General features: G+C 73.8%; 10 protein-coding genes. 7 read left to right on the top strand and 3 right to left on the bottom strand.

Going from position 1 to position 13,727, the window contains the following annotated elements; genetic code table 11:
* Nucleotides 1–258: SWIM zinc finger family protein (locus E1285_RS36920; RefSeq protein ID WP_207947093.1), on the bottom strand; the 258-nt coding region annotated here is incomplete at its 3' end.
* Nucleotides 259–333: 75 nt separating this feature from the next.
* Nucleotides 334–1,089, bottom strand: a complete 756-nt coding sequence (locus tag E1285_RS36925; protein WP_243723306.1) for a M50 family metallopeptidase — start codon at nucleotides 1,087–1,089, stop codon at nucleotides 334–336.
* 354 nt (nucleotides 1,090–1,443) lie between these two features.
* Between E1285_RS36925 and E1285_RS36930 the strand changes: the two genes are divergently transcribed.
* The 5 genes from E1285_RS36930 (at nucleotide 1,444) to E1285_RS36950 (ending at nucleotide 8,918) form a co-directional block, all read left to right on the top strand.
* Nucleotides 1,444–2,427 (top strand): MoxR family ATPase, encoded by a 984-nt coding sequence (locus tag E1285_RS36930; protein WP_165966916.1) that lies wholly within the window; start codon nucleotides 1,444–1,446, stop codon nucleotides 2,425–2,427.
* A gap of 1 nt (nucleotide 2,428) precedes the next feature.
* Nucleotides 2,429–3,559 (top strand): DUF58 domain-containing protein, encoded by a 1,131-nt coding sequence (locus E1285_RS36935; protein WP_207947095.1) that lies wholly within the window; start codon nucleotides 2,429–2,431, stop codon nucleotides 3,557–3,559.
* Complete coding sequence (locus E1285_RS36940) at nucleotides 3,556–5,763, top strand: DUF3488 and transglutaminase-like domain-containing protein (protein WP_132159240.1); 2,208 nt, start codon at nucleotides 3,556–3,558, stop codon at nucleotides 5,761–5,763. Before E1285_RS36935 ends, E1285_RS36940 begins: the two co-directional genes overlap by 4 nt.
* Nucleotides 5,760–6,710 carry a pyridoxal-phosphate dependent enzyme gene (locus E1285_RS36945; protein WP_132159241.1) on the top strand — a complete coding sequence of 317 codons (951 nt, stop codon included), beginning with the start codon at nucleotides 5,760–5,762 and terminating at the stop codon, nucleotides 6,708–6,710. Before E1285_RS36940 ends, E1285_RS36945 begins: the two co-directional genes overlap by 4 nt.
* 90 nt (nucleotides 6,711–6,800) lie before the next feature.
* Entirely contained in the window at nucleotides 6,801–8,918 is a 2,118-nt protein-coding gene (locus E1285_RS36950) for a hypothetical protein (protein ID WP_132159242.1), read from the top strand.
* A gap of 81 nt (nucleotides 8,919–8,999) precedes the next feature.
* On the opposite strand, the gene E1285_RS36955 is transcribed toward E1285_RS36950, so the two are convergent.
* Nucleotides 9,000–10,721, bottom strand: coding sequence for a serine/threonine-protein kinase (locus tag E1285_RS36955; RefSeq protein ID WP_132159243.1), 1,722 nt, complete (start codon nucleotides 10,719–10,721; stop codon nucleotides 9,000–9,002).
* Between the two features lie 380 nt (nucleotides 10,722–11,101).
* Here E1285_RS36955 and E1285_RS36960 point away from each other — a divergent pair, with 380 nt between their 5' ends.
* Together E1285_RS36960 and E1285_RS36965 are read left to right on the top strand one after the other, a co-directional pair.
* A complete protein-coding gene (locus E1285_RS36960) occupies nucleotides 11,102–12,577 on the top strand; it encodes a hypothetical protein (RefSeq protein WP_132159244.1) in 1,476 nt (491 codons plus the stop codon).
* Between the two features lie 144 nt (nucleotides 12,578–12,721).
* Nucleotides 12,722–13,727 (top strand): CaiB/BaiF CoA-transferase family protein (locus E1285_RS36965; protein ID WP_132159247.1); only part of this gene is annotated, 1,006 nt, incomplete at its 3' end.

The raw sequence follows: 13,727 nt of genomic DNA on the forward strand, positions 1-13,727 counted from the left end.
CCACAGGAGCAGGAGCCCGAGCACGTGCTTGCACGGGATCTTCCGGCTCGGGCACGAGCACCGGAACGCGGGCCCGGTCAGATCGGCGCAGGCCCGGTAGACGGCCTTCCCGCTGCCCTGGCACTCCCCCCAGACCGCCTCGTCGTCACACCCGGCCCCGGCCCACCGCCCCGGCTTGGCGATCCCGTCCGCCGCCCTGCCGGCGGCGGCGTCGGGCGCGAGTCCGAGCACCTGCCCCCGGTCCCATCGTTGGCTCACACAGCCGAAACTATCGCCGCCCTCCGACACTCCGGGACCGCTGACCTGTTGTCAGTCCAGCCGGTCAGTAGCCGGTCAGTAGCCGGGGAGGACGGAGATCTCGGGGACTTCGAGGTCCGGGACGAGGAGGGCGCCGCCGGTCAGGAGGGCCAGCAGAGCGGTGGCGGCGAACAGGCCCACCCAGGCCAGGCCCGGGACGCCGGTGAGGTTCGCGAGCTGGTCGGCGTCCGAGCTGGGCGCCATGCGGCGGGCGCGCATGCGCTGCAGTTCGATCACCGGGCGGGTGGCGGCCAGCAGCAGGAACCAGGCGGCCAGGTAGGCGAACCCGGCCTGGACCTCGGGGCTGCCCAGCCAGGACACCCCGAAGATGATCGCGCCGGTGGCGACCACCGACAGCGCGCCGTAGGCGTTGCGGATCATGATGAGCATGGCCGCGAGCAGCGCGAGCGAGAACCACAGCATCAGCGTGATCCGGCCGGCGGCGAGCAGCAGCGCGAAGAACAGGCCGAGCAGCGGGGGAGTGACGTAGCCCGCCAGCGCCGTGAAGATCATGCCGGGGCCGTGCGGCTTGCCGCGCGAGACCGTCACCCCGGAGGTGTCTGAGTGCAGCTTGATCCCGTCCAGCTTGCGGCCGGTGACCAGGGCGATGAGCGCGTGCCCGCCCTCGTGCGCGATCGTCACGGTGTTGCGCGCGACCCGCCAGGTGGGGCCGTGGACCACCGCGCCGAGGGCGACCAGGCCGACGAGCGCGACCAGCCACAGCGGGGGATCCGGCTGCGTTCCCGTCACGCGGTCCCACAGGTCGGTGATGCTTATGTCGTCCACGTCCACCTCGGAGTCGTCGTCGCGATGCCCAACATTAGGACGTCGCGGATAACGTTCGCGTTCGGTTCTTCGCGGTCATTCGGTTCACCGCCCCGGGAAGCGCGTCGGGCCCGGTGGCGGGAGCCGCCCTCCGGCGTGATCAATGTCATGACGGGCCGCGGCCGGTGCCGCGGGGCTCGTATCACCAGCCGGAATCTTTCGTGAACTCCGTTACGGTACGGCCTCGAATGCCGTTATGGTGCCCTTCGCGCTTGGCTCGGCTCCTGCGGCCCGGCGCCACGAGGTGACGGGGATCGGGTGGGACCGATCCCCACGGGGACCACGGGGACGTTCTCCCCGGCGCACTGGGGGTGCAATTGGATGACCGAGAACACGGGGGCCGACGCGGACGCGCTGGCGGGGCGGTTCGCGCAGATGTTCGCGGCGCTGGCCGGCAACATCGAGCGGGTCGTGCGCGGCAAGCGGGAGAAGGTCGAGCTGGCGCTGGTCTGCCTGCTCTCCGAGGGGCACCTGCTCGTCGAGGACGTCCCCGGGGTCGGCAAGACGACGCTCGCGCGGGCGATCTCGGCGTCGGTGGAGGCCAAGTGGGCGCGGATCCAGTTCACGCCCGACCTGCTGCCCAGTGACATCACCGGCGTGTCGATCTTCAACCAGGGGACGAGCGCGTTCGAGTTCCACCCGGGGCCGATCTTCGCGAACCTCGCCGTGGCGGACGAGATCAACCGCGGCTCCCCGAAGACGCAGTCGGCGCTGCTGGAGGTCATGGAGGAGCGCCGGGTGACCGTGGAGGGCACCCCGCATCCGGTGCCGCGCCCGTTCATGGTGATCGCGACGCAGAACCCGGTCGACATGGACGGCACCTACCCGCTGCCGGAGGCGCAGCTCGACCGGTTCCTGATGCGGATCTCGATGGGCTACCCCGACCACCAGGCCGAGGTGGCGCTGCTCGCGGGCGGGCCGACCGGCGCCGCGCTCGACCAGATGCCGCCGATGATGAGCCGCGAGGACCTGTCCCGGATGATCGACTTCGCGCAGCGGCTGCATGTCGCGCCGCCGCTGTTCGACTACCTGGTGCGGCTCGTCGCGGCCACCCGCGAGCACCCCGACCTGCGGCTCGGCGCGAGCCCGCGGGCCAGCATCGCGCTGCTGCGGGCGGCGCGGGTGCGCGCCGCGTCGGCCGGCCGGTCCTACATCGTCCCGGAGGACGTCAAGGCGCTCGCGGTCCCGGTCATCGCGCACCGGCTGATCGTGACGCCGGAGGCGGAGCTGCGCGGCCGGTCCGGCGCGGACGTGGTCGGCGAGGCCCTGCAGAACGTGCCGACGCCGCAGGCTGCCGGGGTGTGACGTGCTGACGCCGCTCGGATGGGGGACGGCGGCCGTGTCGGCGCCGCTGTACGCGGCGGGCTGGTGGCTCGGCTACCCGGAGCCCGCGATGTTCGGGGTCGCCGGCCTCGCCGCGGTGGCGGTCGCGGCGCTGTGGACGCTGCCGCAGGCGAAGCTGGGCGTGCGCCGGGAGATCGCGCCGAAGAAGGTCGAGCGCGGCGAACCCGCCGTGGGGGTCCTGCACGTCACCAACAAGGGCCGCGGCGCCCGGGGCCTGAGCGCCCGGGACACGGCCGGGACGACCGGCGTCGCGGTGGACGTCCCGCGGCTGCGTTCCGGCGGCACCCGCACCGTGACCTACCGGCTGCCGACCGACCGGCGCGGGGAACTCCCGGTGGGGCCGCTGCGGATGGTGCGCGCCGACCCGCTCCGGCTGGCCCGCCGGACGCGGGAGTACGGCCGGCCCGAGACCCTGCTCGTCCGGCCGAAGACGGTGCCGCTGTCGCTGCTGCCGTCCGGGCGCGCCCACCACCTGGAGGGGCCGACCAGCGACAGGTCCCCGGCGGGGACGGCGACGTTCCACGCGCTGCGCGAGTACGTCATCGGGGACGAGATGCGCCACATCCACTGGAAGTCCTCGGCGCGGACGGGCACGCTCATGGTCCGCCAGCTCGTGGACGCCAGCCTGCCGACGACGACGATCGTGCTGGAGGCGCGGCCGGGGTCGTGGCCGGAGCCCGACGACTTCGAGCTGGCCGTGGACGCGGCGGCGTCGGTCGCGGTGGGCGCCGCCGCGGCGAACTTCCCCGTCCGGGTCCTCACCGGCGACGGGCAGCTCGCCGAGACGCGGGGCGGGCCCGACGACGTGGAGGCCCTGCTCGACCGGCTCACCTCGGTCGGGACGCGGGAGGGGCCGCAGTCCACCATCGACGTGGTCCGCCGCGTGCGTGCGGGCGGGTCGCTCGTCGTCGTCACGTCCGGTGCCGCCGAGCTGGGACGGATCGCGTCCGTGCGGAGCCGGTTCGACCGGGTCGTGGTGCTGCGGGTCCGGCCGTCCGGGCCCGTGCCGGCGCTGCCGGGCGTCCACCTGCTCGACTTCGCCGACCTGGACGGCCTCGCGGAGTCGTGGCGGCGGCTGGGGAGCGTCCGGTGACCCGCTACGTGTCCCTCGCCGTGACGGCGTGCCTGGTCGCCGTGGCCGGGCTGTCGTTCCACCGGGTCTTCGGGTTCGGCCCGGTGGTCCCGGTCGCCGCCGTCGCCGCGGTCGTCCCGACGCTGCTGTGCGGGCTGCTGTCCGGCCCGCGCAAGGGCAAGGACCCGTGGCCGCTGTGGATCTCGCTCGTGCTGACCGTGGTCGCGTGGGCGGGCACCGTCTCGGTCACCGTGCTGCGCCCGGCGCTCGGCGACGGGACGCTGCCGCAGACGCTCCGCGAGGGCGTGCTCAGCTCGTGGAAGGCGATCCTGACCACGCTGCTGCCCGCCCCGCCCGAACCGGAGTTCCTCGTCCTGGTCAACGTGGTGGTGTGGCTGGCGGCGTTCGCGTCCGCCGAGCTGGCGCTGCGGACCTCGCTGCGCGCCGTCCCGTGCCTGCCGGTGCTCGGCGTGTGGGCGGTCGCGCTGATGCTGGGCGTGGACGGCCCCGGCTCCAACGCGCCGCTCGCCGCCGCGACCGTCGTGCTGGTCGCGGTGCTCGTCCTGGTGCGCGCGGACGGCCCCGGCTCGGGGCTCGCGTGGCGGCCCTTCGCGATCGGGGTGCCCGCCGCCGCCGTGCTCGGGGGGCTGGCGTTCGCGGCGGCGCCGGTCGTCCCGGTCAGCGCGCAGCCGTACAACCCGCGCGAGCAGGTGCAGGCCCCGCCGCCGCAGCAGCGCGACGGCGTCAGCCCGCTCGACCGTGTCGGCGGCTGGCTGCTGAGCCCCGACCAGGTCATGTTCACCGTCCGGTCGCGGCGCAGCGAGATCGCGCGGCTCGCCGTGCTCACCAGGTTCGACGGGGTGACGTGGTCGTCCACGGCCAGGTTCGTCCCGACCGGCAGCAGGGTGCCGGAAGGGCCGGAGCCGGACAACAAGCACGAGGTCGTCCAGCGCATCACCATCCGCGACCTGCCCGGCGTGTGGCTGCCGGCCCCGGACCGGCCGCGGCAGGTCGACGGGCTCCCCGTCGTCGCCGACCCCGAGAGCGGCGCGCTGGCCGCCGCGAAGGAGCTCCGTCCCGGCCAGGCGTACCGGGTCGAGTCCGTCGTGCCCGAGTGGACGGCGGAGGACCTCACCGACGCCGCCGCCGCGACCGACGCCGAGGCCAGGGCCGCGCGTGAACTGCCGTGGGGGCCGGGCGCGAAGGAGCCGCCCGTCCAGATCGCCGAGTTCCGCAGGTTCGCGGAGGCGGCGACGGAGGGCGCGGTGTCGCCGATCCAGAAGGCCGCGGCGCTCGCCCAGTACCTCAAGCGCTACGCCAGGTACGACGTGACCGCGGCGCCCGGCCACAGCTACCGCCAGCTCGACTACTTCCTCGGCGAGGGCAGGCGCGGCACGCCCGAGCACTTCGCGACCGCGTACGCGCTGCTCGCCCGGACGCTCGGCCTGCCGTCGCGGGTCGTGGTGGGCTTCGACGGAGGGAACCGCGTGGGCGACACCGTCCAGGTCCGCTCCGGGGACGTGATGGTCTGGCCCGAGATCAAGTTCGACCGGCTCGGCTGGGTCCGCTTCAACCCGCTCCCCGACAACGCCCGCCGCTCCAGCAAGGACGACTCGGTCGCGGCCGGTGAGACGGAGCAGAAACTCGAAGAGGCCCAGAAGAACGCCGCGTCCCAGGAGCGCGGCGAGGGACCGGGCGACACGACGGAGAAGGGCCCGCAGCAACCTGCGGCCGACGAAAGCCCGCTCCCGCCGTGGTGGGTGTTCGCGTCTATCGGGGTGGCCGTGCTCCTCATCGGCTACTTCGCCGCGGTTCTGCTCGCCCCCGCCATGCGCAGGCGCCGCCGCCGCGCGGGGGCACCCGCCGCACGCATCGCCGGCGCGTGGCACCAGACCCTCGACCACCTGTCCGACGTCGGTCTGGCGACGGCCCGCACGCTGACCGCGCACGAGGTGGCACGGTTCGGCGCGTCCAACGTGGGGGAGGACGCCCACGGGCACCTGCGACCGCTCGCCGACCTCGTCAACCGCAGCCGCTTCGCCGCGTCCCACCCGGACCCGCACGCCGCCGACCGGGCCTGGCTGCACACCGACGCGCTGGGACGCCTCGTCACCGCCAAGGCCGGACGCTTCCGGCGTTTCCGGCGCCGGCTGCATCCCAGATCCCTCAAGGACCGCAGCGCGGGCCGCAGCACGGGCCGCAGCACGGGTGGGGAACGGCCGTGACGGCCCGCGCCGTCCGCCGCCCCGGCCCGGACGACCTCGACCGCGCCTGGCGGGCCGTCTCCGCCGAGCTCGCGCCGACCCCGCTGGTCCCGTCCGGCCTGGCCCCGGGCGCGCTGCTGAAGCTGGAGACCTTCCAGCCGACCGGCGCGTTCAAGGTGCGGGGCGCGATCGCCGCCGCGGCGGCGCTGCCGGAGGGGACGCCGGCCGTCGCGGCGAGCGCGGGCAACCACGGGCTCGGCATGGGCCACGCGGCGGCCCGCTTCGGTACCGACGTCACCGTCGTCGTGTCGACCCGGGCGTCCCAGGTGAAGGTCGACAGGATCGGCGCGTTCCCGGTGCGCCTCGTCCAGCACGGGACGACCTACGACGAGGCCGAGGCGCACGCGATGACGCTCCCCGGCCACTATGTCTCGCCCTACAACGACCCGGCGGTCATCGCGGGGCAGGGCACCATCGGACGTGAACTCGACACGCAGGCGGACGGGCCGCTCACGGTCGTCGCGCCGGTCGGCGGCGGCGGCCTGCTCGCCGGCCTCGGCCTGTGGGCGCGCGAGCGCGGGGACGTGCGGCTCGTCGGCGTGGAGTCGGCCGTGTCGCGCGGCGTGCACGCCTCGGTGGCGGCCGGGAGGGTCGTCGAGGTCGAGGTCGGCGACACGTTCGCCGACGGCCTCCCCGGCAACCTGGAGCCCGGCAGCGTCACCCCGGAGCTGATCGGCCCGGAGGTGCTCGCCGGGACGGTTGAGCTGACGTCCGTCACCGATGACCAGATCCGGGCGGCGATGCGCTGGCTGTTCCACGAGCACGGCCTCGTCGCCGAGGGCGCGGGCGCGGCCGGCGTCGCGGCCGTCCTCGCCGGGAAGGCCGGGAGCGCCGGGCGCCTCGTAGTGGTCATCTCCGGACGGAACGTTACGGTTCCGACGTTTATTGACGCTATCCGCAAAAACTGAACACCCCCTATCCGGGAAAATGTCGACATCGGTGGTCCCGCACCCGCTACCGTGGCCGGTCAAACGGGGAAGGTGATCAGAATCGTGCGGGTGGCGGTCCTGAATTTGTTCCGGCGCGACCGTCTCACGGGGCAGGTCGCGGTCGGGCTCGTAGGCGTGCTCGTCATCGCCGCGGTCGTGTACGGGGTGGGCGTCGCGAGCGCCCAGTACCGACTCGCCGACGTCGGCGCCTGGCTGACGGCCAAGGGCAAGGGCATGGCCGTCCACGTCAACGGCCCGGCCGGCAAGGTGGACGGCAAGACGGACCTGGTCCCGCAGATGCGCGGCCACAACGTGAAGATCGTCCAGGACGGCTCCACGATCCTCATCGTCGACCTGGACACGGGCGTGGTCAGCCGCCTCGACCCGTCCCAGCTGAGCATCGGCCAGAGCCGCTCGCTCGGCAAGGGCATCCAGGTCGTCGCGGACTCGGGCAAGGCGTACACGGTCGACTCGGTCAAGGGCGCCGTGCAGCAGATCGACCCCGTCTCCCTGACCCCCGTCGGCGCGTCCGCCGCCCTGCCGCCGGTCCTCGGCCAGGCCGGGATCGACGGCCAGGGCACGCTGTGGGTCCCGGTCTCGCGGAAGGGCGAGGTGTCGGCGTTCAAGGACGGCCGGCTCCAGCAGCCCGTCCGCGTCGGCGAGCCGGGCGGCAGCCTGGCGCTGACCATCGCCGCCGGCGACCCGGTCGTCGTCGACTCCACCGCCGCGACCGCCACGGTCGTCAGGCCCTCCGGCTCCCCGCTCAAGGTCAGCCTGCCGACGAGCGTGCGGCAGTCGGGCCGCGGCGGCGTGCTGGCACCCGCGGACACCGACGGCAAGGTCGTCCCGCTGCTGGTGTCCGGCACCGGGTCCCTGGTGACCGTCGACACCGGCACCGGGCGCTACACGAGCACCCGGCTGCCGATGCCGAAGCACCGCTACCGGGCGCCGCAGATGCTCGGCGCGAAGGTCTACATCCCGGACGAGACGGCCGGGGCCCTGATCGTGTACAACTCGGCGGCCAACCGGTTCGAGAAGCCGATCCCGGTGACGAACCGGCCGTCCAGGCTGGACGTCTTCGTCAAGGACGGGATGCTCTGGGCCAACGATCCGAGCGGCCCCCGCGCCGTCGTGGTCGACCGGCAGGGCGTGCAGAAGGACATCAACAAGTACAAGGACAGGGTCGCGGGCGGCCCGAAGCGCCGGACGATCCCGCTGCCCGGCGACGGTGACGCCCCGCCTGCCCGCGCGCGGCCGGGGACACCGCAGTCGCCGTGGTCGCCGCAAAGGCCGGAGACCCCGCAGCGGCCGGAGACGCCCGTCACGCCGCCGGGCCCCGGCGAACCGCCGACCCCGCCCGCCAACGTGTCGGTCACTCCGGGCTCCGGCACGATGAAGATCGACTTCCAGCCCTCGCAGGGCGAGGGGATCACCGGGTACGTGCTGAAGGACGTCCAGTCCGGTATGACGGCCACCCCGTCCGTGATCGCGGGCACGGGCCCCTACACCTTCACGGTCAACGGCGGAGACTGCGCCAGCGAGTACCAGTTCCGCGTCGCCGTCCAGTACAAGGACGCCCAGGGCAGGACGCAGGAGCAGATGTCGGCGGCCAGCGACCCGGTCCGGCCGTGCGTGACGCCGGGCGCGCCGACGGGCCTCGGGGCGAAGGCGACCAAGTCCGGGGCGCAGGTATCGTGGTCGGCCCCGCCCGGCGTGAGTTCGGCCACCTACAAGCTCACTTGGTCGGGCGCGGCCTCGGGCAGCAAGACCGTCACGGGCACGTCGACGACGCTCGGCGGCGTCTGGAAGAACGGGAGCTACACCTTCACCGTCACGGCCGCCAACGACGCCGGAACCGGCACGGCCGCGAGAACCAGCTCAGCGCTGACCGGCCCGGAAAGCACCGCAAAGGTGCAGATGAACGGCACCTCCAACGGCTACATCTATTCCAGTCCCAACACCGGCAGCTCGAAGAACGCCACCATGCGGGACAACAACGGCGACAGCCTCACCGTGCACTGCAAGGTGGCGGGAGCCGCGTACACGCACTCCTCGGATCCCAACCTGAACGGCAGCATGTACACGAAAATCACCTGGAAGGGGAACACCGGCTACGTGGTCAGCTACCTGGCGAGCACGCCCGGCCCCTGGAAGAGCCTGGAGGGGCCCGCCATCTGGGAGTGCTAACGGCCCCTCACCCGAAGATCACGCCGGCCGGCCCCGCGAGGGGCCGGCCGTTGCGTTTCGAGGTTCGTCCTGGATGCGCGTCTACTGCCCGATGCACGCGGGCGCCGACCATGACACGTCCGGTGCCCGTCCCTCGTTGAGGCGCAGCACCGTGCCGACCTTGAAGCAGTAGCGGGTTCCCGGCGCGATGCCCGTCATGGTCGCCGAGCGGGAGCCGGGCGGGGCCGTCACGAGGGGCTCCGCGCCGACCGGCTTCTGCTGGATGAGCAGCGTCAGTTCCTTCGCGTCCGGCGGGAGCGTCCAGGCGAGCACGGCCCGGCCGCGGGACGCCTTGGCGGCGAGGTTGCGCGGCCGCACGGCGGCGAGCTGGGCGGGTGTGACGGGCTCCTGCGGGACGCCCGTCGTCTGCCCCTGCGGGGCCGGTGAGGAGGTCGCCGCGGGGCCCGCGGAGTCCTCGGGCTCGTCGCCGCCCTGGGCCGTCAGGGCGAGGACCCCGACGCCGAGCACCAGGCCGCCGGTGAGCGCGACGCCCGCCGCGATGACGAGGCCCCGGCGCGGCCCGTCGGCCGGCTGGTTCACGGTGAGCTGCTGCGGGTGCGCGTGCTGCACGGTGTGGTCGGCGCTCGTCCGCAGATCACCGGCCTGCGGACCAGCGGCCTGCGGTGGCCCGTTCTGCGGCATCGCCCAGGTGGCGGCGTGCGGCTGCGGCGGGTTGTCCTGGGGGAGGAGCGCGTCCGGCCTCTGCGACGGAAGCGCGTCCGGATGCCACGGTGACGGCGGGGCGGTCGGCGCCCGGTCCGGAACCTGCGGCGGACCCGAGATGTCAGGGAACGACGGCCGCGTTTCCGGCTGGGGTGCGGGCGGTGCGATCCCCGGTGACGGCGTGAACGAGGACGGCGTGAAACCCGAGGACGACCCGGCTCCGCCGTCCGTCCGCGGGGCCGGCAGGACGGCGCCGCCGCTGTGCGCGGTCTCCGTGACCGGCAGGCCCAGCTCGCCCTGCACGCCCTGGAGGGCCTGCGCGAACTCCACGGCGCTCGCGAAACGCTGCTCGGCGGACTTGGCCATGGCGCGGCCGATGACGTCCGAGACCCGCTGCGGGACGTCCGTCCGGGGGATGGGGGGCGGCGGGTCGTTCAGAATCCGCAGCATCAGCTGCGCGATGCCCTCGTTGGCGGGGCTCTTGAACGCGGGCTTGCCGGCCAGGAGCTGGTAAAGCGTCGAGCCGAGCGAGTAGATGTCGGAGCCGACGCCGGGCGGCCTGCCCTCCAGGATCTCGGGCGCGGCGTGCTGCGGCGTGAACGCCTGCGTGTGGGTGGCGTCGAAGCTGTCGACCAGGCGGGCGATGCCGAAGTCGGCGAGCGCGGGCTCCCCGTACCGCGACAGCAGCACGTTCTGGGGCTTGACGTCGCGGTGCAGGACGTCGGTCTCGTGGGTGGCGGCGAGCGCGCCCGCCATCTTCACCCCGATGCGCAGCACGTCCGCGACCGGCAGCGGCCCCTCCCGGGCGAGCCGGTCGGTGAGCGCGCCGTGCTCGAAGTACTCCATCGCGATGTAGGGACGCCCGGAGCGGGTGGTTCCGGTGTCCAGCACGGTCACGATGTTGGGGTGCCCGGACAGCCGCCCGGTGATCTTGCTCTCCCGCTGGAAGCGGCGCATCGCCGCGTCGTCGACCGAGCCGATCGACAGGACCTTCAGCGCGACCATCCGGTCGAGGTGCTCCTGGTGCGCGCGGTAGACGACGCTGAAGCCGCCCTCGCCGACCTGCTCCAGCACCCGGTAGCCGGGGACGTCCTCGGTCATGGGCGTGGGGATCCTTTTTGTCGTTGCTCGTTCGGGGGTCGCGGCGGGGGCGCGATCATTCGATGTCCTGCGGCCCGGGGCGGTTCCCCCGGAGGTCAACAGCGTAGTACGGGGACGAAACGGGCGCGGGCCGCTCTCGCCGGACGGCCGCGACCCCTCCCCGGGCACCGAACCCCAGTACGGAAATAGGCGGACATTTCCATTGGTCCGTTTAATCGTTGTTCCAATTTCGCTCCGGGACCGCCGGCATGCGCTCTAACCTCGGGGTTCGCGACGAGAGAACGGCCCAGAAGGAGTGGCCTGCCGTGACGGAAGATGTCCTGACGAACACCAGGATGGAATCGCCGACGCCGAATTCGGCGTATGGCGACCTTGTCCGGATGGCGTATTTCGTTCTTCCGGGGACGGGAAAGCGCATCTACCGGCTGGCGGTCGCGCGGCGGATCGTGGACGCCACCGCGCGTGGCCCCCGGGACCGCTCGCCCGCCGGGCTGGCGCGCCGCCGTACCCGCGTGCTCCGCCGGGCGCTGCGCCCGTCCCGCCGGCTGCACATCGGCCTGGGTCCCTGGCTGCGCGCGCTGCCGGCCAGGCTGCCGGACCCGGCGCTCACCGCGGCCCTGGCCAAGCTCGACCCGTACGTCCGCGTCGCCTACGTGCTGCGCCACGTCGAGGGCCTGCCCGGGTACGCGGTCCACGACCAGCTGGTCGAGCTGGGTGTCCGCGACCCCCGCAAGGTGATGCGCGCCGCCGACGCCGCCCCGCCGCCGGCCGTCAGGCGTCCCGAGCGGTTCGAGACCGCGATGCTGCGCCCCGTGCGCAACCGCTCGGTGCTGCCGCTCGCCGCCGCGGCCGTCCTCACCGCCGTGCTCGTGACCGCGCTGGTCATGACGGAGCGCCCCGACCCGCGGGTACCCCACCTGCGCCTGGTCTCGGCCGCCCCCGGCGCCTGGGCGCACGGCGCCCGCACCCTCGACGCCTGGCCCGCCCGCGGCGACCTGGCCCGCGACCGGGCGTTCACCGGACGCGCCGCCGAGGCCTGGGCGTCCGCGCCGCCCGGCGGCCGCGCCGACGGCACCGCGCAGCTCCTCTACGCGGGCCGCGTCGACGGCACGCTGCTCGCCCTGATGCGGCACGGCGACCGCATGGCCCGCTACACCCCCGAAGGCCTGAAGGTCGTCGGCCTCGGCAAGGACCCGTCCGCCCCGATCGCGCTGGACGGCGGACGCTACCTCCTCGCCCCCTGGGACACGCACGCCGAAACCTTTACCGGCGACCGCCTCGCGATCTCGCACGGCGTGACCGCACCGGCCCAGGCGGACACCGAGTGCGGCCGCGGCCCGCTCTTCCACCTCGGGTCCAGGACGTTCGGCCACCTGGCAGGCCCGCGCGCCACCGTGCTCACCTACCACTCGCCCGCCTACCGGCCCGGCGGAGAGGAGCGTCCCGCCCGCCTCGGCAAGGAAGGCCGGAAGTTCTGGAACCACCTGGCCTGCGTGACGTCCCGGCCGGACCGCCCGGTGTCCGAGGCGATGGCGTGGAACTTCTGGTCGGGGGACCTGCCCGCCGGCGGGGAGTCCGCCGACTGGGTCTGCACCCGCCTGACCTACGCCGACGGCGCCACCACCGCCGACGCCATGCTTCTCGAAGCGAGGGACCGGGCCACCGGCGGCTGCGACGCCCGCCGCCCCGTGAGCGGGACCTGGTGGCAGGCCCCGAACGACCGCTGGTACTACCTGGCCGCCGCCGGACCCGGCCTCGTCCCGCACGCCGAGGGCGTCCACCGCTCCAGGACGCGGAAACGCCTCCTGACCGCCACCGGCACCAGGAACGCGCCGGTGGAGCTCACCGCCCGCTAAGGCCGCCCCGGGTCAGGACTCGCTTACATTGATCGGGCACACTGAACATGTTCCGTCCGGCCTGTGGCCGGCGCCGTCACGCGGCGCGGTGACCGAGGACGAAACGTGTTGACCAGGGGACCGAACGAGTTCAGGGAGTCGCAGATGGGCAACGGGCCGCTGTCCGGAGTACGGGTGATCGAGCTGGCCGGGATCGGGCCGGGTCCGTTCGCCGCGATGCTGCTGGCCGACCTCGGCGCCGACGTGATCCGCGTCGACCGAGCCTCCGCGGTCAAGGCCGGTGAGGCCACCGGCGGAACCGACTTCAGCAACCGCGGCAAACGCTCGATCGCGATCGACCTCAAGAGCGACAAGGGCAGGGAGGTCGTCCTCCGCCTGGTCGAGAAGTCCGACGTCCTCCTCGAAGGGTTCCGGCCCGGCGTCACCGAGCGCCTCGGCCTGGGACCGGACGACTGCCTCGCCCGCAACCCGAAGCTCGTCTACGGCCGGATGACCGGCTGGGGCCAGGAGGGCCCCCTCTCCCAGACCGCCGGGCACGACGTCGGCTACATCGCCGTCACCGGCACCCTCCACGCGATCGGCCGCGCCGGCGGCCCCCCGCAGGTCCCGATGAACCTCCTCGGCGACTTCGCCGGCGGAAGCATGTACCTCGTCGTCGGCATCCTGTCCGCCCTCCTGGAGTCCAAGACCAGCGGCCGCGGCCAGGTCGTCGACGCCGCCATCGTGGACGGCGCCGCGCACCTGTCCACCTTCATCCACGGCTTCCTGCGGGGCGGCCTGTGGGAGGACCGCCGCGGCGTCAACATGCTCGACACCGGGGCCCCCTGGTACGACGTCTACGAGACCTCCGACGGGCTGCACATGGCCGTCGGCGCGATCGAGCCCCAGTTCTACGCCGAGTTCCTGCGCCGCGCCGGCCTCGACGGGGAGGACCTCCCCGCCCAGCACGACCGCTCCGGCTGGCCCGCCCTCCGCGAGCGCTTCGCCGAGGTCTTCCGCACGAAGACCCGCGACGAGTGGACGGAGATCTTCGTCCCCAGCGACGCCTGCGTGGCCCCCGTCCTGTCCATGAACGAGGCCGCCGAGCACCCCTACAACACGTCCCGCGACGTCTTCCCGGAAATGGCCGGCCACCCGCAGCCCGCCCCGG

The sequence above is a fragment of the Actinomadura sp. 7K507 genome, from assembly GCF_004348425.1.
In the GTDB taxonomy this organism is placed as follows: domain Bacteria; phylum Actinomycetota; class Actinomycetes; order Streptosporangiales; family Streptosporangiaceae; genus Spirillospora.

Coding starts and splice junctions, on each gene's coding strand:
- E1285_RS36930 (WP_165966916.1), top strand. CDS start 1,444: ATGACCGAGAACACGGGGGCCGACGCGGACGCGCTGGCGGGGCGGTTC.
- E1285_RS36955 (WP_132159243.1), bottom strand. CDS start 10,721: ATGACCGAGGACGTCCCCGGCTACCGGGTGCTGGAGCAGGTCGGCGAG.
- E1285_RS36960 (WP_132159244.1), top strand. CDS start 11,102: ATGGCGTATTTCGTTCTTCCGGGGACGGGAAAGCGCATCTACCGGCTG.